Origin of the sequence: Actinophytocola gossypii, from assembly GCF_025165815.1 — a bacterium.
GTDB lineage: Bacteria > Actinomycetota > Actinomycetes > Mycobacteriales > Pseudonocardiaceae > Actinophytocola > Actinophytocola gossypii.
The window spans coordinates 89,210-109,828 of sequence record NZ_JAFFZE010000022.1; the positions used below are offsets into that span (position 1 = coordinate 89,210).

Sequence of the window (20,619 nt, forward strand, 5' to 3'; positions counted from 1 at the left end):
CCGGCGCGTCAGTCCAGCGGCGCGTCGGGGTTGGTGGCCAGCTCGTGCAGGAGCTCCCGGTAGGTCTCGACGAGGGCGGTGATGGTCGTCCGGTCGAAGTGGCCGGTGCTGTACTTGATCGTGCCGGCCAGCTCCCCCGACGGCAGCAGCTCCATCGCCCACAGCACGCCGTCCGGCACGTCCACGGTGATCTCCTGGGACCGTACCCGCCGGCGCAGCTCCTGGTAGCGGAGGCCGCCGACCGACTCGCCCTCCATCGGCTCCGGCGGCTGCAGGTTCTCGAAGTTGACGACCGCGCGCGAGGGGTCGGCGAACGGCTTGCCGAGCGCGGGAACCTCCCGCTCGATCCGCCGGTAGGTCAGGTCGTGCATGTACGCCCCGAGGCAGGTCGCCCGCGCCGCGGTCACCACGTCGCCCAGGCAGCGGGCCCCGGTGAGGTCGGCGCGCAGCGGCAGGAGGTAGTAGAACGGCCCGACGGTGTCGGTGAACCGGTCGTCGTGACGCCCGGCGGACGTGGTCGCGGCGACCAGGTCCGTCTCTCCGGTCACCCGGCGCAGCAGCAGGTAGTACGCGGCCAGTGACACGATGAACGGGGTGCACCGCCGCGCGCGGGCCAGCGCCAGGGCACGACCGGTCAGCTCGGCGTCGAGGACGAACCGGTGGGCGGCGTAGGTGACGTCGCCGCCGTCACCGGCCCGGTCCGTGCGGATCGCGGTGAACGAGCGGCCGCCGAGCTGGTCCCGCCAGTAGGCGAGCACGTCGGGGTCGGCCGCCTCGTTCCGTTGCCAGCGCGCGAAGTCCTGGTACTGGGTGGCGGGCGCCGGCGGCGCGTCGCCGCGCCCGGTGCGGGCGGCGTAGCAGGCGGCCAGGTCGCGGACGATCACCTGCATCGACAGCGCGTCGGTCGCGATGTGGTGCGCGACCAGCACCAGCACCGCGTCCCGGGAGTCGAACCGGCCGAGCACCGCGCGCAGGTGCGGCAGCTCACGGACGTCGTAGGTGCCGGCCTCGATGTCGGTGAGCAGATCCTCGGTGGTCTCGTCGCGCGAGCCGTCGCCCGGCAACTCCCGCACCGTGAGCGGAACGTCGACCGGCGGATGGATCACCGGGTGCCGGCCGCCGACGCCCGGTTCCAGCGCGGTGCGCAGGATCTCGTGCCGGACGACCACATCGCGCAGCGCCGCCCGCAGCGCCTCGAGGTCGATCTCGCCGAGCAGCCGCCAGCCGTAGACGAGCAGGTGCCGGTGACCGAACGCGCCCTCGGCATACCCCTTGTCGAACGCGCACAGCCACTCCTGGTTCTCCGACAGAGGTATTTCCATGGTCCGACGGTATCCGTGGCCGGGATCCGACCGGTTATCCCGTTGTGCGCAGGGGGTTTCGGCCAGCAATTCGGAGGATGTCCCCGCGGGGCGCGACTGTCAGCCTTGGTGGAGGCACGCACGTCTGGAGATGGGAGGACTCACGACATGAGTTCCGCGGAGTCGGTTTCCGTAGCGCTGACCATTCACCAGCGGTTTGCCGAGCAGCTTGCCAGGACTCCGGACGCGGTCGCGGTGGCCGCCGGCGAGACCCGGTTGACCTACCGGGAGCTGGACGATCGGGCGAGCCGGCTGGCCGGCCGGTTGCACGAGCTCGGCGTCACCTGGGAGGACCGGGTGTCCGTCCTGATGGAACGGTCGGCCGACCTCATCGTGGCACTACTGGGGATCCTCAAGGCCGGCGCCTGTTACCTCCCGCTGCACAGCGCCTACCCGATCGAGCGGATGCGGCGGATCGTCGAGACCGCGGGTGCCTCCGTACTGCTGGCCGACCGGTCCACACAGGCCAAGGGCGTGCCAGAGCACCAGCACGTCGTCCTCGTCGACGAGCCGGTCGAGGCCGAACCGATGACGGTCGAGGCACACCCGGACGGGCTCGCCTACGTCATCTTCACCTCCGGCTCGACGGGTCAGCCGAAGGGCGTCGCGGTCACGCACCGCAACGTACTCGCGCTGATCGGCGATCCGGTCCTGGCCGGCGGCGCGCACGAGCGGGTGCCGATGCTCGCCCCCTACGCCTTCGACGTCTCCACCTTCGAGGTGTGGGTTCCGTTGCTGCACGGAGGATGCGTCGTCGTCCCGCCCCCCGGAGACCTCGACGTGGCCACCATCGAGCGCGTCATCACCGGCTGCGGCGCCACCGCCGTGCACCTGACCGCCGGCCTGTTCCGGGTGGTCGCCGACGAGGCGCCGCACTGTCTCGCGGACGTGCGGGAGGTGCTGACCGGCGGCGACGTGGTGTCGCCGCAGGCCGTGGCCCGGGTGCTCGCGGCCTGCCCCGACCTGACCGTCCACGCCATGTACGGACCGACCGAGTCGACACTGTTCGCCACCCGGGCGACGATCACCGCGCCCTACACCCCCGCCGCCACGGTTCCGATCGGCCGTCCGCTGGACCGGGTCACCGCGCGCGTGCTGGACGCGGACCTGCACCCGGTCGAGCCCGGCGCGACCGGGGAGCTGTACCTGGCCGGCGAGCAGCTGGCCCGCGGCTACCTCGGCCGCCCCGACCTGACCGAGGAGCGGTTCGTCGACGACCCGTTCGACGGCGGCCGGATGTACCGCACCGGCGACCTGGCCCGGTGGACCGACGACGGGCAGCTGGACTTCGCCGGCCGGGTCGACGACCAGGTGAAGATCCGCGGCTACCGCGTCGAGCCGGCCGAGATCGCCGCCGTCGCCGCGACCCACGACGGCGTGCACGACGTCGCGGTGGTGGCACGCACCGACGAGGCGGGCAACCGGCTCGTCGCCTACGTGGTGGGGCCCGACGTGGACACCGGTGCGCTGCGCACGCACCTGGTGGCCGCGCTGCCGGACTACATGGTGCCGGCCGCGGTGATCACGCTCGACGCGCTGCCGCTGACGGCGAACGGCAAGCTCGACCGCGACCGGCTGCCCGAGCCGCCGGCCGAGGGGACGGCGTACCGCGCGCCCCGCGACGAGATCGAGCGGGCGCTGTGCGAGGTGTTCGCCGAGGTGCTCGGCGTGCCTCGGGTGGGTATCGACGACGACTTCTTCGAGCTGGGTGGCCAGTCCCTGCTGGCGATGCGGCTGATCCGGCGTACCAGGGCCGTACTGGGCGTCGAGCCGTCCATCACCGCGGTGTTCGACTCGCCGACGCCGCTCGACCTCGCCGCCGAGCTGCGCGAGACCGAGCAACTCGCCTCCTGACCCCCGTGACCGCACGCGACACCGAATCGAGAACGGAGCCTGGAATGGTAGCGCCGAGGCCCTTCGACGACCTCACAGTCGAGCACATCGAGTTCTACGTGGCCGACCTCGCGGGCACCACCGAGTGGCTGACCGGCGGCTACGGTCTGCTGGCGGGTCCGGAACCGGTGCGGGACGCGGGCGCCAACACGACGACGGTCTCGAGCGGCGACATCCGGCTCCTGCTGACCCAGCCGGTCGCCGAGGACCACGCGGGAGCCACTTACCTGCGGCGGCACGGCGACGGCGTGGCCGACATCGCCCTGCGGGTCGCCGACGCGGAGGGTGCCTTCGCCGAGGCGGTGCGCCGCGGCGCGCGACCGGTGGCCCAGCCGCGCCGGCACGGCTCGGTGCTGACCGCGTCGATCCTCGGTTTCGGCGACGTCGTGCACACGTTCGTCCAGCACCTGGCGCCCACCGGACCGGTCGGGGACGCCCCGGCCGGCGAGTTCGGTCTGTCCGAAGTGGACCACTTCGCGGTGTGCCTGGAGACCGGCACGCTCGACGGCACGGTGGAGTTCTACGAGCGGGTGCTCGACTTCGAGACGATCTTCACCGAGAAGATCCTGGTCGGCGCGCAGGGGATGGACTCGAAGGTCGTGCAGAGCAGGTCCGGTGCGGTCACCCTGACCCTGATCCAACCCGACCCGGACCGCGAGCCGGGCCAGATCGACGACTTCCTCGCCGCGCACGGCGGCGCGGGTGTGCAGCACGTCGCGTTCAGCGTGCCCGACATCGTCCACACGGTGAGCCGGTCCGCCGGCACCGGCGTGGAGTTCCTGTCCACACCGGCGGCGTACTACCGGCTGCTGGCCGAGCGGCTCACCCCGTCCCGGCACACGGTCGAGGAGCTCGGCGCGCTCAGCATCCTCGTCGACGAGGACCACGACGGGCAGCTGTTCCAGATCTTCGCCCGCTCGGTGCACCCGAGGAACACGTTCTTCGTCGAGCTGATCGAGCGCCTCGGCGCGCGCACCTTCGGCAGTGGCAACATCAAGGCGCTCTACGAGGCGGTGGAGGCGCAGCGCGCCCAGGAGCGGGCGGCATGACCGGCGGGCCGGCGGCGGACCTGACGATCGACCGCCTGCACGGCTCGCTCGACGACCCGGCGTTCGAGTCGATGAACCTGCTCAACGAGGTGTCCGCGGACTTCCCGGACGCGATCTCGTTCGCGGCCGGCCGGCCGCACGAGGGCTTCTTCGACCTCGACGAGGTGGCCGGCCACGTCGAGCGGTTCCGCGACCACCTGCGGCGACGGTTCGGCGGCGACGAGACCCTGGTCCGCCGGACCCTGCTGCAGTACGGGCGCACCAAGGGGATCATCCACGACCTGGTCGCCCGCTCACTCGCCGTGGACGAGAAGATCGACGTCGACCCCGAGGCCGTCGTGGTCACCGTCGGCTGCCAGGAGGCGCTGTACGTGACCCTGCGGGCGCTGCGCCGGGACGAGCGGGACGTGCTCGTCGTCCCACGGCCGTGCTACGTCGGGGTGACCGGCGCCGCCGGCCTGGTGGAGATGCCGCTGGTGCCGGTCACCGAGACCTCGGCCGGCATCGACCCGGACGAGGTGGCGCGGGTCGTGCTCGCCGCGAAGGCGGCCGGCCGGCGGCCGCGCGCGCTGTACGTGGTCGCCGACTTCGCGAACCCGACCGGCGCCAGCCTCGACCGGGAAGCCAGGGAACGGCTGCTCGACCTGGCCGCCGAACACGACTTCCTGATCCTGGAGGACAACCCGTACGGGGTGTTCCACGACGGGACCGAACGACCGCCGACGTTCAAGGCGCTCGACCGCGACCGCCGGGTGGTCTATCTCGGCTCGTTCGCCAAGACCGGTGTCGCCGGCGCGCGGGTCGGCTACGTCGTCGCCGACCAGCGGGTGTCCGACGGTGCCGGTGGCACCGCGCTGCTCGCCGACCAGCTGGCCAAGATCAAGAGCATGCTCACGGTCAACACGTCACCGCTCGCCCAGGCCGTCATCGGCGGGAAGCTGCTCGCCAACGACTACAGCCTGCGCGCGGCCAACGAGCGGGAACGGCGGGTGTACCAGCGAAACCTGCGCCAGGTGCTGGACGGTCTCGCGGCCCGGTTCCCGGCCGGGAGCGAACCCCGCGTCGGCTGGAACGTGCCGGCCGGCGGATTCTTCGTCGTCCTGGACCTGCCGTTCCCGGCCGGCGACGAGCTGCTGCGGGACTGCGCACGCACCCACGGGGTGTTGTGGACGCCGATGCACCACTTCCACGGGCAGGCCGAGCCGTTGTCCAGGATCCGGCTGTCGTTCAGCTCGCTGACCTCCGAGCAGATCGAGGTGGGCCTCGACCGGTTGGCGGCGTTCGTGCACGCCAGGTGCGCCACATGACCGGTGTGCCGGTCTGCCTCGCCGACGTGGCTCGCGCCGCGCACGACCGGCTGTCCACGGAGGTGTGGGACTTCGTCGAGGGCGCCAGCGGCGACGAGCGGGGCCTGGCGGCGAACCGGGCCGCGCTCGACGCCGTGTCGCTGGTGCCGCGGATGCTCACCGGCCTGACCGAGGCCGACCCGTCGACGCGCCTGCTCGGCACCGCCGCGACGTTCCCGGTCGCTGTCGCGCCGATGGCCTACCAGCGGCTGCTGCACGACGACGGTGAGCTGGCCGCGGCGCGCGCTGCCCGCGACCTCGGGGTTCCGTTCACCATCAGCACGTTGAGCAGTGTGTCCATAGAGGACATAGCGGGGACCGGTGCCGCGCTCTGGTTCCAGCTGTACTGGCTGCGCGACCGCGGCGCGGTGCTGGACCTCGTGCGCCGAGCCGAGCAGGCGGGTGTGTCGGCGTTGGTGGTCACCGTCGACGTGCCGATCATGGGCCGGCGGCTGCGCGACCTGCGCGCCGGGTTCTCGCTGCCGCCACACGTGACCGCCGCCAACCTGGCCGGCGACCCGGCCAGGACCGCGAACCCGATGGTCACCGTCGCCGAGCACACCCGGCTCGCGTTCGCCCCGGCGTTGAGCTGGTCCGACCTGGCCTGGCTGCGCGAGCGTACCGAGCTTCCCCTGGTGCTCAAGGGAATCCTCGACGCGACCGACGCCGAGCTGGCGGTCCGCGCCGGTGCGGCCGGCGTCGTGGTGTCCAACCACGGCGGGCGCCAACTCGCCGGCGCGGTGCCCAGCGTGACCGCACTGCCGTGGGTGGTGGACGCGGTCGACGGGCAGTGCGAGGTGTTGTTGGACAGCGGGATCCGGAGCGGGACCGACATCCTGCGGGCGGTGGCGCTCGGCGCGAGCGGAGTGCTGGTCGGCCGGCCGGTGCTGCACGGGCTGGCCGCGGGCGGAACCGGCGGTGTCGCCGCCGTGCTGGAGATCCTGCGCGCCGAGCTGGCCGCGGAGATGCTGCTCGCCGGCTGCGGGGACGTCGCCTCCGCCGGCCGGCTCGCCACGGTCGGGCCGCCGGTCTGACCTACCTGTGACTGGGGAGGGACGTCGGTGCAACCGGCCGTCGAACGGGCGATCACGCTGATTCGCGATCGCTACGCCGATCCGATCACCCTCGACGACCTGTCCGCCGAGGTCTTCGTCAGCCGGTTCCACCTGACCCGGATCTTCAAGCGGGCGACCGGGGTGACGCCGGGGCGGTACCTGACCGCGGTGCGCCTGTTCGAGGCGAAGCGGCTGCTGCTGACCACGAGCCGCACCGTGTCGGACATCGTCGGACGGGTCGGGTACAACAGTCTCGGCACGTTCACCAGCCGGTTCACCCGGGCCGTCGGCATGACCCCGACGCAGTACCGGGACCCGAGGGTGGGCGAGCTGCTGCTCGCGGTGGCCCCCGGGTTCGCCCGGCTGCCACCCCTGCGCGCGCTGCGGGTGCCGGCCCGGCCGGTGCGGACCGCCACCAGCCGGGTCGCGGCGACGATCACCGGCACACTCGCCATGCCGGCGCGGCTCGCACCGGCGAACGTCCTGGTCGGCGTGTTCGACGACCGGATTCCGCAGCGTGGCCCGGTCGCGTTCCAGGCGCTGCGCGCCACCGACGGCAGCCGGTTCGAGATCTCCCACGTGCCGCCGGGGCGCTGGACGCTGCTCGCGGTGGCCGAACGGCACGACCGGACGGCACCGCCGCACATCGCCGCCCCCACCGACCAGGTCACCACCGCGCCCGGCGCGAACACCACCGTCCACGTCGAACTGCGTAGCCTCCGGCCGACGGACCCACCGATCGCGATCACCCTGTCCTCGCCGAGCGCCGCGGCCGACCGCCACCTCCGCGTGGCCTGAGCCCATTTCGGCACTCCACACGACTTCCATGAGCGATGGCGGGGCGCTGGGTGCGCCCCGCCATCGGATGGATTCGTCGGATCGAGTGGGCCTAGCGGGCTTCCGCGAGCTCGGGGTCCGACTCGGGAGTGGAGTCGGCGGACGCCTCGTCGGTCCTGCCGATGGGCGGCAGGTGACGCAGCCCGAAGTACACCGACACCGCGGCCGCGGCGATGATCACCGAGCCGGTGACCACCAGCACCTGGAAGCCGTCCACGAACGCCGACTGCGCCGAGGAGAACAACTGCGCGCCGGCCTGCTCCGGCAGTTCGCCGGCCGCCGTCGGCGCGCCGGCGATGCTGTCGCGCACCGCGTCCGCCGAGGCCCCGGACAGCCCGGCCGGCACCGAGTCCTCCACCGTGGCGCGGTACACCCCGGTGCCGACGCTGCCGAGTACCGCGATGCCGAGCATCCCGCCGAACTCGTTGCTCATCTGGGCCATCGAGCCGGCCATGCCCATCTTCTCCGGCGGCGCGTTGCCGACGATCATCCCGGTGCCGAGGGCGACCAGCGGAGCACCGCAGAAGGAGAACACCGCGAACCCGACGATGATCGTGGCGGTGCTGCCGGTCGGGCCGATCCCGGTGAGCACGAGCAGTACCGCGGCCATGCCCACCAGACCGGTGGCGATCACGTACCCGGGCCGCACCCGCGCCGCGAGCTTCGGCCCGACCTGCATGCCGATGGTGGCCGCGGCCATGCCCGGCACCATCGCGAGTCCGGCCTCCAGGGTGGACAGCCCCGCCGAGAGCTGGAAGTACAGCATCATGAACAGCATCAGCCCGCCGCCGACGAGCGCGTAGGCGAGCTGGCCGGTCAGGCAGGTGCGGATCACCTTGTGCCGGAACAGGCTCAGGTCCAGCAGCGGGCTCGCGAGCCGGCCCTGCCGGCGCGCGAACACCACGCCGAACACCAGGCCCACGACCAGCCCGGCGATGGCGGGGACGGAGACCCCGTTGGTGATCTCCTTGATGCCGTAGACGATCGGCAGCAGCGCGGCCAGCGACAGCACGATGGACAGTGGGTCCAGCTTGCCGGCCTCGGCGTTGCGCACCTCCGGCAGGACCTTCGGACCGACGATCGCCGCCAGCAGCATGACCGGCACACCGAGCAGGAACACCGAACCCCACCACCAGCCGGTCAGCATGGCGCCGCCGATGACGGGACCGAACAGCGCGCCGAGGGTGAACGTGCCACCCCACACGCCGAACGCGGTGGCCTGCTGCCTGGGGTCGGCGAACAGGGCCGGGATGAGCGACAGGGTCGACGGGCCCAGCGTGGCGCCGGCGACGCCGAGCAGCGCCCTGGCCGCGATCAGCATCTCCGGCGTCGTCGAGTACGCGGCCAGCAGTGACGCCGCGGCGAACGCGACCGCGCCGGTCAGCAGCAGCTTGCGCCGGCCGATGCGGTCGCCGAGGGTGCCCATGGTCACCAGGAACCCGGCGAGCATGAAGCCGTAGATGTCCATGATCCACAACTGTTGGGTGCTGCTCGCGCCGAGGTCGGTCGCCACGCTCGGCAGCGCGGTCATCAGCACGAACAGGTCGATCGCCACCACGAAGGTCGGCAGGGCGAGCACCGCAAGCCCGACCCACTCCCGCCGTCCCGCTCTGGGCGGTGCTTGCCCACCGGTCACGTTCTCGTCCTTTCGCTTGGCGTACGTGCGCGGGTCAGGCGCGTCGATAGGTCAGCGCCGTGACCCCGGTCTCGAAGGAGCGGGTGCCGATCAGCTCGAGTGCGATCTCCTCCGCGAACAGCGGCTGCCCCGCACCGAGCGCCACCGGGTGCACCAGTAGCCGGTACTCGTCGATCAGGCCGGCACGCGACATCGACTGAGCGAACCGCGCCCCGCCCGGCACGAAGATCATTCCGCCGGGCTCCTGCTTCAGCGCGTCGATCTCCTTGGCGAGGTCACCCGTCGCGATCCGCGAGTTGGCCCAGTCGGCCGTGGTGAGCGTCGAGGAGAACACGACCTTGGTGGCGCGGTTGATCAGCGGCGCGAGGTCGTCGGTCGCGGTCGGCCAGTGCGCGGCCTGCTCGAGGTAGTTCTCCTTGCCGAGCACGTGGGTGTCGGCCTCGGACAACGTTTCGGAGCTCCAGTCGACCACGTCGGCGCTCATGTTGGGGAACAACCAGTCGAGCTCGCCGTTCGTCCGCGCGACGAACCCGTCGAGCGAGACCGACATCATCAGAACAACCTTGCGCATGTGCACCTGACTCCAATGTGGATGGATAGCGGACTTACCTGGTCGGCCTCTTCAGCGCGACGACGTTCTCCAGGTCGGCACCCGAGTAGGGCTTCGCGTCGGCGAAGTACTCGACGCGCAGGCTCGTCTCCGCGCTCGGGCCGCCGTCGGCCCGGTCGGCCTCGTAGGCGTCGAGCAGCGCCTGGGCCTCGGCGGTCGCGGCGATGAACCGCGCGGCCGGGTCGACCCCGGTGCTCAGCACCTCACCCATCGCCCTGGTCATCACGTCCTGGACGCCGGCGAAGTCACCGAACAGGGCGCCACGCGAGGCCGGGTGGCCGTGCGGGGTGATCTTGTCCAGCGTCAGGCCCGGCGTGTCCGGATACGTCTTGAGCTGGTCGCTCGCGGCCCGGTGGTGTGGGTTGTCGACGAACCACTCCGACTCCTCGAGCAGGTCGAACGACGCGTTGGTGATCGGCAGGAAACTGTTGGTCACGTGCTGGTCGGCGGCGTTGACCGGGTTGTGCAGGAACTGCAGGAACGCGAGCGCGCCCTCCTGGGTGACCTCGTCGAGACCGTTGGCGAGCCACAGCGAGGTGCCGGCGATGCCGTTGCCCTCGTAGGCGGAGTCGGCGTTGTCGGGGAACCGGGTGACCCGCAGATCGAAATCGCTCTGCCGGGCGGCGTGCACCATGTAGTTCACGTCGTTGGAGGAGGTGATCCGCAGGCCGACCCGCTGGTCGGCGAACGCCTGGAAGGTGCCCTGCCAGTCGGGGATCCCACCGGTGTAGAGGTAGTGGCCGTCCTTGTGCAGCCGCTGCCACCAGCTGACCCAGGCCAGCATCTGCGGCGAGGCCAGGTCGAGACGGGTGGCGCGGCCGCTGCGGCCGTTGTCGTTGTCGGCGAGCAGCCCACCCTGTGCCGCGAGCGCCTGCTGGAAGAACATGCCGTGGTTCGCCCAGGTGATCGTGTGGTCGAGCCCGGCAACGCCGCGCAACCGGTCGCAGGCCTGGCCGACCTCGAACCAGGTGCGCGGCAGCTCGTCGATGCCGGCGGCGTCGGCCAGGTCGCCGTTGGCGAACAGCAGGCTGGTGGTGCCCACCGACGGCATCGAGGTCAGGTCGCCGTCGTAGGTGTAGTAGTCACGGACCGCCGGGATGATGTCGTCGATGACGACCGGCTCCCCGAGGATCTCGTCGCGGCCGCCGATCGCGGCCTCCACGGAGGTGAACAGCGGGGCGCCGTCGACGTTAAGCAGGTCCCGGGCGGCCTGGGTGATGTAGAAGTAGCACTCGGCGATGGCCGGAGCCCTGCCCTGCGCGGCGGCGGCCGCGATCTTCTGGGGCAGCGTGCGGAAGTCGTTGCCGACGATCCTGATCTCGTACTCCGGGTGGGCCTCCCCGAACTCGGCGGCCAGCCGGTGCAGCCGGTCCATGTACCCGGGGAAGGTCAGGTCGGCGACCCATACCTCGACGACCTTGCTGCTCATGTCAACTCCTGCCTGGTCGGGGTTGGCCGGTGCTCGGCGGTGCGGCGTTCGCTGGTCGAAACAAGCAGCGGCAGGCCGGCGAGGAACGCGAACACACCGAGTCCCACGATGGTGGTCCGCACTGTCTCGACACATCTCCGTGCGTGCTCGATCACGGTTCGTTCGGTGGTCGTTCCGGTGGTCATGTCGTCCCCTCCCGCAGCCCGCGGAAGAACGCCCGGACGTCGCCGGTCAGCTGCTCGGGCTGCTCGAGCGCGGCGAAGTGGCCACCGCGCTCGAACTCGGTCCACCGGACGATCGTCGGGATGTCCCGCTCGGCGAACGCGCGGATCGGCACGAACAGGTCCTGCGGGAACACCGCGACCGCCACCGGCACGCCGATCGGCGGCGGCGGGTTGCCCGCGGCCGCGGCCCGCACGGCCGCCGCGCCCTCGTAGTAGAACTGCGCCGACGAGCCGGCGGTGGCGGTGAACCAGTAGATCGACACGATGGTGAGCAACATGTCCCGGTCGACGGCGTCTTCGGGGACCTTCGCCGAGTCGCTCCACTCGCGGTACTTCTCCACGATCCAGGCGAGTTGCCCGGCCGGCGAGTCGGTCAGACCATAGGCCAGCGTCTGCGGGCGGGTGGCCATGATCTTCATGTAGCCGGACTGGTCCTCGTCGAACCGGCCGAGCCGGCCCAGCAGCTCGAGGTCGGCCGGAGCCAGCGCCTCGAGCTCGGCCGGGTCGCCGGACGGGAAGGTCATCAGCATGTTGACGTGCACGCCGAGCACCCGGTCCGGGTGGATCGTGCCGAGCGCCAGGGAGATCGGCGAGCCCGCGTCACCGCCCTGCGCGCCGAACCGCTCGTAGCCGAGCCGCGTCATCAACTCCGCCCAGGCGTTCGCGATGCGCGGCACGTCCCAACCGGTCTCGGTCAGCGGGGTCGAGAAGCCGTACCCGGGGATCGACGGGATCACGACGTGGAAGGCGTCGGCCGGGTCGCCCCCGTGCGCACGGGGGTCGGTCAGCGGGCCGATGACGTCCAGGAACTCCACGACCGAACCCGGCCAGCCGTGGGTGAGAATCAGCGGCGTCGCGTCCGGCTCCGGTGAGCGCTGGTGGATGAAATGCACCGTCGCGCCGTCGATTTCGGTGACGAACTGCGGGAATGAATTGATCCGGGACTCCGCGGCGCGCCAGTCGAAACCGGTTCGCCAGTAATCGGCGAGTTCCCGGAGGTAGGCTGGCGGAACACCGCGATCCCAGCCGACCCCGGTCAACTCGTCGGGCCACCGGGTCGCGGCCAGTCGCTGGCCGAGGTCGTCGAGATCAGTTTGGGGAATGTCCACCAGAAACGGTCGCATGGGGCTCTCCGATCGTCTGGTTGGATCGTCACCGTTGGCTGCCGGTAGCCGCATCTCCCGAATTGCCGCGCGCTGTGCGCAGCGTCGGAGAAGACCCGAAACCAGGATCGGTGTGACCATTCAGGGTGTATCCGGAAAAGTCGCGAAGGAGATGCGCTGATGAGTGCTTCCCGGCCCGATTCGACCGTCGCGGAGCTGGTCGACGCCTTCACCAGCGCGACGCCCGGCGACCTCGGCCAGCGGTTCCACGAGCTGGTCGACGCGGTGTGGAAGGACGGCCGCCGCACCGGCCTCTCCCTCGCCGCCGCGACCGAGCTGGTGGAGTTGATCGACCGGGTCGACGACGAGCGCACCGGCCGGATCGCGGTGCTGCTCGGGCTGCTCGCCGAGGCGGAGTACCCCGACCACGCCGGCGAGGTGTTCGACACCATCGCGGCCCGCACCGGCACCTACCTGGACCTGCTGCGGGCCGCCACCCCGGGCGAGCCGCCGGCGCTCGCCCTGTTCTACCTGCTGGCCCACTTCCCGGAGGTGCGTCCGCGGCTCGTGGCGATCGGCGAGCGGCACGCGCTGTCCGCCGCCGACCTGAGCCGCATCGACCGCGCCGGCCAGGAACTGGATCCGGCCCACCCGGTGCTGGGCCGGGTGTTCCCGTCGCCGGCCGAGTGGACGCTGGACGAGGGTGAGCAGGACTTCGACCAGAGCTGGATCTCGGCGCTGACGCCGGAGCAGATCGTCGCGAACTGGCACAACGACACCAGGACCGTGTTCGGCAGTATCGGCGCGAAGGCGTACTGGGCCGTCTGCCACGGCACGCCCGCCGCGGTGGTGCAGGGCTCGGTGCCGGCCCGCGACGTGATCCCCACCCCGCCACCCGGCACCGGCGAGGACCTGTTCGCTCCGCACGCGGCGGCGATGCGGTGCCCGGCGTGCGGCGGCGGCCTCGACTTCGCCGGCGGCGCCGCGACCTGCGGCGGCTGCGCGGCGAGCTACCCGCTCGCCAACGGCGTACTGAACCTGCTCCCGAACAGTGGCGACGGTGACGACTTCCTTCGCAAACTGTCCGAGATCCCGACCATGGGCCTGTTCTACGAAGCGCTCGCCCGGCCCGCGTTCCTGCGGGTGTCCGGCGCCAACTGGGGTTTCGACGTCTCGCCCGCCGACGAGGACGACTACATCGCGCGCCACGTTCTTCCGGTCGACGGACCGGTGCTCGACCTCGCCGCCGGCGCCGGCCGCTGGACCGAGGTGCTCGCCGACACCGTGGGCCACGAGCGCGTGGTGGCGCTCGACGTGAACCCGGCGATGCTCAACGTGCTGCGCGGCCGGTTGCCGTGGATCCCGTCGGTGCTGGCGAGCGCCAGCACGTTGCCGTTCGACGACGCGAGCCTGGGCGCGGTGCTGTGCTGGAACGCGCTGCAGGCCTTCCCGGACGACGCGCCGGCCGCGATCGCCGAGGTCGGCCGCTGCCTCAAGCCGGGCGGCAGCTTCACCTTCCTGACCTTCCACCGCTCCCCCGACCCGGTCTACGACTACTTCCAGCGCTGCCATCGGTTCCCGCAGCACAACGACGGGCTGCGGCTGTTCGACCTGGACGAGCTGCGGAGCTGGGTCGCCGCGGCCGGACTGACCGTGGTCGACGAGTCCGGCCCCGGCACGTTCGTGATCATGACCGCGACGCGCAACGGCTGAGCCGACCACCGACACCGGAGAAGGAGGCGGCGACGCCATGACCGTCAGCTACCCCGGCGACCCCGGCTACGACGAGGCGACCCAGGTCTTCAATCTGATCGCCCCGGCCAAACCGGCGGCGGCGGTGACCGCGCGAACCGTCGACGAGGTCCGGGCGGCGCTGCGGCACGCGGCCGAGGAGTCGCTGCCGGTGCGGGTGCACACCACCGGGCACGCGTCGGCGGCGGTGCGGCCGGTGGACGGCTCGCTGCTGGTCCGCACCCGCATCGAGGGCGAGGTCCAGATCGACACCGAGCGCCGGATCGCCCGGGTCCCGGCTGGCACGACGTGGGGCGCGGTGGTCACGGCCGCCGCACGGCACGGCCTGGCCGCGCCACACGGATCGGCCGGCACCGTGGGCGTCGTCGGGTACCTGTTGCGCGGCGGGATGAGCTTCTACGGCCGGGATGTCGGGCTCGCGGTGAACAGCGTGCGCGCGATCGAGCTGGTGACCGCGGACGGCGAGCTCCGCCGGGTGTCCGCCGACCAGGACCAGGAGCTGTTCTGGGCGTTGCGTGGTGGCGGCGGTGGTTTCGGGGTGGTCACCGCGATCGAGGTGGCGCTGTTCCCGGCCAGCCAGGTGGTGACCGGAGTGACGTTCTGGCCGGCGGCGTACGCGCCGGAGCTGCTGTCGACGTGGCTGCGCTGGTGCGCCGACGCGCCGGCCGCGGCGACGACGTCGATCCGGGTGATGAACCTGCCGCCGCTGCCGGACCTTCCGCCCGAGCTGACCGCCGGCCCGGTGTTCGGGGTGGACGGCGCGGTGCGCTGCGCGGACGGCGACGTCGCCGCCGGGGAGCTGATCGCCGCGGAGTTGCTCGAGCCGCTGCGGGCGATCGCCGCGCCGGTGTCGGACAGCTGGCGGCCGGCGCCCACCTCGGCGGTGCTGGAGGTGCACATGGACCCCGACGAGCCGTTGCCCGTCGTCGGCGAGCACATGCTGCTCGGCGACCTCGGCGACGAGGGCGCCGCCGAGTTCCTCCGCGTGGTCGGCGCCGGTTCCGGCTCGCCGTTCGTCGTCGCCGGGCTGCGCCAGCTCGGTGGCCGCTACGCCGAGCCCGACCCGGCGGGCGGGGTGTTGAACCACCTGACCGCGTCGTACGCCTACGCCGGCTCCGGCCTCGCGGCCACACCGGAGCAGGCGCACCGGCTGCGGGCGCACTGCGACGTGGTCCGCACGGCACTCACGCCATGGGACACCGGCAGGACCGTTCCGTGCTTCGTCGAGCGGTTCGAGCAGCCACAGGGCCATCTGTCCGACGTGGACATCCAAGCCGTCGACCGGGTGCGGGCCAGGGTCGACCCGACCGGCCGGTTCTCGGGCGACGTGGCCTAGCAGCGACTGCGGGGGGACTCCAGTTCGGCGAGCAGCCGGGTGGCCTCCGCCGAATTCACCGTGCCGAGCAGCTCGAGGGCCCGCTCGGTGTGGACGTCGGCCTCCCGCCGCTCGCCGCGACCCTGGTGCACGTCCGACAGCAGGATCAGCGCCTTCGCGTGCCAGACGACCGAGCCGAGCTCGTCGAACGCCTGCCGGGACAGGTCGACGTGCCGTTCCCCGGCCGGGTAGTCGCCCCGTGCCAACGCGATCTCGCCGAGCGCGTAGAGCGCCTGGCCCTCGATCTGCCGGTCGCCGACCTGCCTGGCCACCGACAACGCGTGCTGCAGGGTGGTCGCGGCGTTGTCCAGCCGGCCGGTCCGCTGGCGGACCACCCCGAGCCGGTACAACGCGTGCGCCTCGCCGGCCCGGTCGCCGATGTCGCGCACGATGAGCAACATCCGATTGAGCGCCTGGTGCGCCTCGTCGACGTCGTTGGTGTGCAGCTTCAACTCGGCGAACCGGTCGAGCACCTGGGCCTCGCCCCGGACGTACTCCACCTGCCGGCAGCGGGCGAGCGCGGTCGTCAACAGCTCATGCGCCGCCTCGAAGTCGCCCTCGTCCATGGCGATCTTCGCGAGGTTCTGCAAGACGTGCGCCTCGCCGACGGTGTCCCCGGCCAGCCGCATCCTGGCCAGCGCCTCGTGGTACTTCGACCGCATCGCCGTCGGGCGGTTTCGCAGCCGGTCGATGGTGGCGGCGTTGCGCAGCACCAGCGCGCAGCCGTGGTCGTCCCCCTCCACCTGGAACTTCTCGAGCGCGGCGACGAAGCTGCGCTCGGCGTCGGTGAGCCGCCGCTGCGCCATGTACATCGTGCCGAGCGAGTACAGCATCGCCGCCTGTCCCCGGTTGTTGCCGGCCCGCTCGGTGACCGCGAGCGCGAGCTCGGTGGCGGTGCGCCAGTCGTCGAAGTAGCCGCGCACCTCGAACAGCGTCACCCCGGTGAGCGCGAGGTCCCAACACATCTCGTCCATCTGGTGCTCGGCGGCCATCGCCACCGCGTCGACCAGTGAGCGCCGCTCCCGGTCCAGCCACTCCATCGGGTCGTCGTCCTCGACCAGTTCGTCCTCGGCCGGCACCCAGCGTGGCGCGGTGCCGTGGATGATCGCGAAGTCGCCGCCGTACTCCTTGCGGTGGGCCCGCTCGGCCCGGGCGAGCCACGCGCCGAGCAGCCGTTGCACCGCGGCGGTGCGCTCCTCGAGCGACTCCTCGGCCATCAGCCGTTCGGTGGCGTACACCCTGATCAGGTCGTGGAACCGGAAGCGAAGCCGCTCGCCGGGATATTTGACGGTGTCCAGCAGCTGCGCCTCGACCAGGCTCTCCAACACCTCGTCGGCGTCGAAGACGTTGGTGTCGAGCAGCGCGGCCGCGGTCCAGCCCGGGAAGTCCGACGTGGTGGTCAGTGCGAACAACCGCAACAGCCGCTTGGCGTCGGCCGGCAGGCCGCGGTAGCTCAGGCCGAGGTTGGACCGCAGCTCGAGGCCGCGGTAGGCGAGCTCGTCGAGCCGGCGCACGGTGTTGCGCAGCCGGGCGACCAGGATGTCGAGCCGCCAGTGCGGCCGCGACGCCAGCCGCGCCCCCGCGATCCGCACCGCCAACGGCAGTCCGCCGCAGAAGTTGACCAACTCGACGGCGGCGTCCCGCTCGGCGATCATCCGGTCCGGGCCGACGATCTTGCCCAGCATCTCCAGTGACGGTTCGACGTCGAACACGCCGACGTCGATGAAGTGGGCGCCAGGCAGCCCGGACAGCCGCGCGCGGCTGCTGACGATCACCGCGCAACACGGACCGGCGGGCAGCAGCGGCAGCACCTGGTCCTCACTCGTCGCGCCGTCCAGCACCACCAGCACCCGCTTGTTGGCGAGCCGGCCGCGGTACATGTCCGCGCGCTCCTCCAAGTCGTCCGGGATCGCCGAGCCCTCGATCCCCAACGCCCGCAGGAACCGGCCGAGCACCGCCTCCACCCGCGGCTCACTGCCCGGCGCGTCCAGGTCGCCGTACAGATGACCGTCGGAGTAGATGTCGCGCAGCTCGTGGGCGGCCCGCACGGCCAGCGTCGACTTGCCGACCCCGCCCTTGCCGGAGATCGCGACGATGCGCACCCCGTATCGACTCGCGGCGTCGGGGTCGTCACCGAGCACCCGCTTGATCTCGGCGAGCTGGTCCTGCCGGCCGGTGAAGTCGGCGATGCTCGCGGGCAGGCGGCGGGGCACGACGTGCGCCTCGACCGGCGTCTCCGCGCCGGTACTCCTGGAGGACGCCGCGATCTCCAGTTCCGGGTCCCGGTTGAGGATCGCGTTCTCGAGCCGCAGCAGACTCTGGCCTGGTTCGATCCCCAGCTGCTCGACCAACATCGACCTGGCTCGCCGGCACACCTCCAGCGACTCGGCCTGCCGGCCGGACCGGTAGAGCGCGAGGATGAGGAACTCGTAGAGCCGCTCCCGCAGCGGGTGCTCCTCGACCAACGCGGTCAGCTCGCCGATCACCTCCTCGTGCCGGCTGAGCGCGATGTCCAGCCGAATCCGTTCCGTCAGCGCGGACAGTCGGGCGCTCTCGAGCTGGGCGGCGCCGCGCTGGACCAGGTCGCTGTGCACCCCGGCGAGCGCGGGACCCTGCCACAGTGACAGCGCGCTACGCAGCGTGGCGACCGCCTCGGACTCCCGCCCGGCGCTGACGTGCGAGCGTGCCGCGCCGACCAGCGCGGCGAACTGCTCGGTGTCGAGGCTCTCGAGCGGGATCTCCAGCACGTAACCCGGCGACCTGGTCCGGATCGACGCGGTGACCCGGCTGTCATCGAAGATCTTGCGCAGTCCCGAGACGCAGATCTGGACCTGCAGTCGCGCCGTCGTCGGCGGCGACGTGTTCCATACCGCGTCGATCAGCTGGTCCACCGGCGTCACGCGGTTCGCGTTGAGCGCCAACATCGCCAGCACGATGCGCTGCCGGGCCCCGCCGAGGTCGAGTTCGCCGCCATCGACCGACAGCTCGAGGGGACCCAGCAGTCGTAATCGCACGATGCCTCCCCCTCGAAAACATTGGGTAATCGTCAGTTTCGCATATGCGGGATACGTCTCGAGCAGATTGGCGCCATCTGGCCTGGTGAGTAGGCCGTCTGCCCCAGCTTCATCAGGGACTGTTGGACCAGGAACCTCACGGTGTGTGACCGATCATGAGCGAAAACCGACCTGAACGATGATCGCCTCGTGCGCGCACGGCAGGAGATGCGTCCCGAACCGGTGGGGCCGGATCATGGAACGACCAGACAACGGGGACGGACAGATTGGGCGGTGTGCGATGACCGAATCCAACTGGAAAGTTGTCATGGATGAAGACGGCCTGACGATCTCCGGGGACCAGTTCTCGCTCACCACGACCGGTGCCGAGCCGACCCAGCTCGAGGCGGTCGTCGCCGAGCTGCAGGGCGTCTCCCGGGCCACCTACGGGCAGTACTGCGGCCTGTCCCGGGCGGCCGAGATGCTCGGGGAGCGCTGGGGCATGCTGATCATCCGAGACCTCATCACCAGACCGAAGACCGTCGCGCAGCTGCACTCCGGCCTGCCCCGGATCTCGGAGAAGGCACTGACCATGCGGCTGCGGGAGATGGTCTACAGCGGCGTGATCCGGGAGTTGGACGAGCGGGCGACCGACGGGTCGACGCGCTACGAGCTGACCGAGTACGGCCGTGCCGCCGAGGACGCCCTGCTGGCACTCGGCCGCTGGGGTGCGATGTCGCTCGCCAGCCCGCGACCGGAGGACATCGTCACGCCGGACTCGCTGATGGTGGCGATCAAGGCGACGTTCAAACCGCGACAGGCGCACGGCGTCCACCTCAAGGTCGAGCTGCAGCTGGGTGCGATCGTGTTGCACGTCAAGGTCGACGACGGCGAGCTGACCGTCGGCTCCGGCCCGCTGGCCGGCGCGGACGCGGTGATCAACCCGGGCATGCTGCTCAAGGACCTGATGACCCGGGACCTCGACGCCGAGCAGGCGCTCGCGACCGGGCAGGTCACCGTCGACGGCGATCCGGCCGCCTTCCTCGCGTTCGTCGACATGTTCGAGCTGCCGCGGCTGAAGGCGCCGGTGCACGCCTGAGGTCAACGCAGGAGCAGGGTGCCGAGCCGGCGGGCGGAGACGACGACGCCGATGACCGCCATGACGGCGAAGTAGGCGAGGTGCCCGAGCAGGGACGCGTCGACGAAGCCGGTGGACAGGGCACGCATGATCTCGATCGCGTGGTACAGCGGGAGGCACTGGACGCCCACCTGGATCGCGGCCGGGTAGACGGTCAGCGGGAAGAACGTGGTGGAGAACAGGAACATCGGCATCAATGCGAGCTGGACGAGGTCGAAGTCCTGCCAGGAGCGCATGAACGTCGTGCACGCCATCCCCACCGCGGCGAACGCGAAGGCCACGAACAGGGCGGCGGGGAGCGCGAGCAGCGCCCACGGTGAGGAGATCAGGCCCATGCCCAGCATCACGGCCAGGAAGCCGGTCGCGTACATCCCGCCGCGCAGCAGGGCCCAGGCGATCTCGCCGATGGCGACGTCGACCGGACCGAGTGGGGTGGCCAACATCGCGTCGTAGAGCTTGGCGTACTTGAACTTGAAGAAGATGTTGAACGTCGCGTCGTACACGGCGCCGTTCATCGCGGACGCCGCCAGCAGCGCGGGCGCGACGTAGGCGACGTAGCTCATCGGCTCCCCGGTGGGGCCGGTGACCTCGCCGACCAGCCGACCGAAGCCGACCCCCATGGCGAGCAGGTAGAACAGCGGTTCGCAGAAGCCGGACACCACCGCGAGCCACGCCCGGCGGTTCACCAGCATCGACCGCTCCACGAGCACCCGCGCCCGGCCGGCGTACATGCCCGTGGGCAGGACGCGCAGCAGCAGTCCGCCTGCGGGTGGGGGTGTCTCGCGCCGCTCGAGAGTGTCGGTCATGATTCCGCCTCC

At 71.5% G+C, this 20,619-nt stretch carries 16 protein-coding genes; 8 read left to right on the plus strand and 8 right to left on the minus strand.

Annotation, left to right across the window (positions count from 1 at the left end; all coding sequences use genetic code 11):
- Positions 1–8 precede the first annotated feature (8 nt).
- Positions 9–1,322, minus strand: coding sequence for a condensation domain-containing protein (locus JT362_RS27390; protein ID WP_260194678.1), 1,314 nt, complete (start codon positions 1,320–1,322; stop codon positions 9–11).
- A 147-nt stretch (positions 1,323–1,469) separates the two neighbouring features.
- Here JT362_RS27390 and JT362_RS27395 point away from each other — a divergent pair, with 147 nt between their 5' ends.
- From JT362_RS27395 to JT362_RS27415, 5 genes are read left to right on the plus strand one after another with little or no spacing between them, the layout of a single operon-like run.
- Positions 1,470–3,215, plus strand: a complete 1,746-nt coding sequence (locus JT362_RS27395) for a non-ribosomal peptide synthetase (RefSeq protein ID WP_260194679.1) — start codon at positions 1,470–1,472, stop codon at positions 3,213–3,215.
- Between the two features lie 44 nt (positions 3,216–3,259).
- Complete coding sequence (gene hppD, locus JT362_RS27400; protein ID WP_260194680.1) at positions 3,260–4,303, plus strand: 4-hydroxyphenylpyruvate dioxygenase; 1,044 nt, start codon at positions 3,260–3,262, stop codon at positions 4,301–4,303.
- Positions 4,300–5,610 (plus strand): aminotransferase-like domain-containing protein, encoded by a 1,311-nt coding sequence (locus tag JT362_RS27405; protein ID WP_260194681.1) that lies wholly within the window; start codon positions 4,300–4,302, stop codon positions 5,608–5,610. Before hppD ends, JT362_RS27405 begins: the two co-directional genes overlap by 4 nt.
- Positions 5,607–6,683, plus strand: coding sequence for an alpha-hydroxy acid oxidase (locus JT362_RS27410; RefSeq protein ID WP_260194682.1), 1,077 nt, complete (start codon positions 5,607–5,609; stop codon positions 6,681–6,683). Before JT362_RS27405 ends, JT362_RS27410 begins: the two co-directional genes overlap by 4 nt.
- 27 nt (positions 6,684–6,710) lie before the next feature.
- A complete protein-coding gene (locus tag JT362_RS27415; protein WP_260194683.1) occupies positions 6,711–7,502 on the plus strand; it encodes a helix-turn-helix transcriptional regulator in 792 nt (263 codons plus the stop codon).
- Between the two features lie 91 nt (positions 7,503–7,593).
- Here JT362_RS27415 and JT362_RS27420 read toward each other — a convergent pair whose 3' ends face one another.
- The 5 genes from JT362_RS27420 to JT362_RS27440 are packed head-to-tail and all read right to left on the minus strand — an operon-like array spanning position 7,594 to position 12,564.
- Positions 7,594–9,177, minus strand: coding sequence for an MFS transporter (locus JT362_RS27420; protein ID WP_260194684.1), 1,584 nt, complete (start codon positions 9,175–9,177; stop codon positions 7,594–7,596).
- 34 nt (positions 9,178–9,211) lie between these two features.
- Complete coding sequence (locus JT362_RS27425; protein WP_260194685.1) at positions 9,212–9,748, minus strand: dihydrofolate reductase family protein; 537 nt, start codon at positions 9,746–9,748, stop codon at positions 9,212–9,214.
- A gap of 34 nt (positions 9,749–9,782) precedes the next feature.
- Positions 9,783–11,216 (minus strand): extracellular solute-binding protein, encoded by a 1,434-nt coding sequence (locus JT362_RS27430; protein WP_260194686.1) that lies wholly within the window; start codon positions 11,214–11,216, stop codon positions 9,783–9,785.
- The gene (locus JT362_RS27435) at positions 11,213–11,401 is read right to left on the minus strand and encodes a hypothetical protein (RefSeq protein ID WP_260194688.1); all 189 of its coding nucleotides are present in this window, start codon (positions 11,399–11,401) and stop codon (positions 11,213–11,215) included. Before JT362_RS27435 ends, JT362_RS27430 begins: the two co-directional genes overlap by 4 nt.
- The gene (locus tag JT362_RS27440; protein ID WP_260194689.1) at positions 11,398–12,564 is read right to left on the minus strand and encodes an epoxide hydrolase family protein; all 1,167 of its coding nucleotides are present in this window, start codon (positions 12,562–12,564) and stop codon (positions 11,398–11,400) included. Before JT362_RS27440 ends, JT362_RS27435 begins: the two co-directional genes overlap by 4 nt.
- Before the next feature lie 159 nt (positions 12,565–12,723).
- Here JT362_RS27440 and JT362_RS27445 point away from each other — a divergent pair, with 159 nt between their 5' ends.
- Both JT362_RS27445 and JT362_RS27450 read left to right on the plus strand, forming a co-directional pair.
- Positions 12,724–14,256, plus strand: coding sequence for a class I SAM-dependent methyltransferase (locus tag JT362_RS27445; RefSeq protein WP_260194690.1), 1,533 nt, complete (start codon positions 12,724–12,726; stop codon positions 14,254–14,256).
- Positions 14,257–14,293: 37 nt separating this feature from the next.
- Positions 14,294–15,631, plus strand: a complete 1,338-nt coding sequence (locus tag JT362_RS27450; RefSeq protein ID WP_260194691.1) for an FAD-binding oxidoreductase — start codon at positions 14,294–14,296, stop codon at positions 15,629–15,631.
- Here the strand turns inward: JT362_RS27450 and JT362_RS27455 are convergent.
- Positions 15,628–18,684 carry an AfsR/SARP family transcriptional regulator gene (locus JT362_RS27455; protein WP_260194692.1) on the minus strand — a complete coding sequence of 1,019 codons (3,057 nt, stop codon included), beginning with the start codon at positions 18,682–18,684 and terminating at the stop codon, positions 15,628–15,630. The genes JT362_RS27450 and JT362_RS27455 overlap by 4 nt on opposite strands.
- A gap of 307 nt (positions 18,685–18,991) precedes the next feature.
- On the opposite strand from JT362_RS27455, the gene JT362_RS27460 reads away from it, so the two are divergent.
- Complete coding sequence (locus JT362_RS27460) at positions 18,992–19,762, plus strand: winged helix-turn-helix transcriptional regulator (protein WP_260194693.1); 771 nt, start codon at positions 18,992–18,994, stop codon at positions 19,760–19,762.
- 2 nt (positions 19,763–19,764) lie between these two features.
- Here JT362_RS27460 and JT362_RS27465 read toward each other — a convergent pair whose 3' ends face one another.
- Positions 19,765–20,607, minus strand: a complete 843-nt coding sequence (locus JT362_RS27465; RefSeq protein WP_260194694.1) for an ABC transporter permease — start codon at positions 20,605–20,607, stop codon at positions 19,765–19,767.
- Positions 20,608–20,619 lie beyond the last annotated feature (12 nt).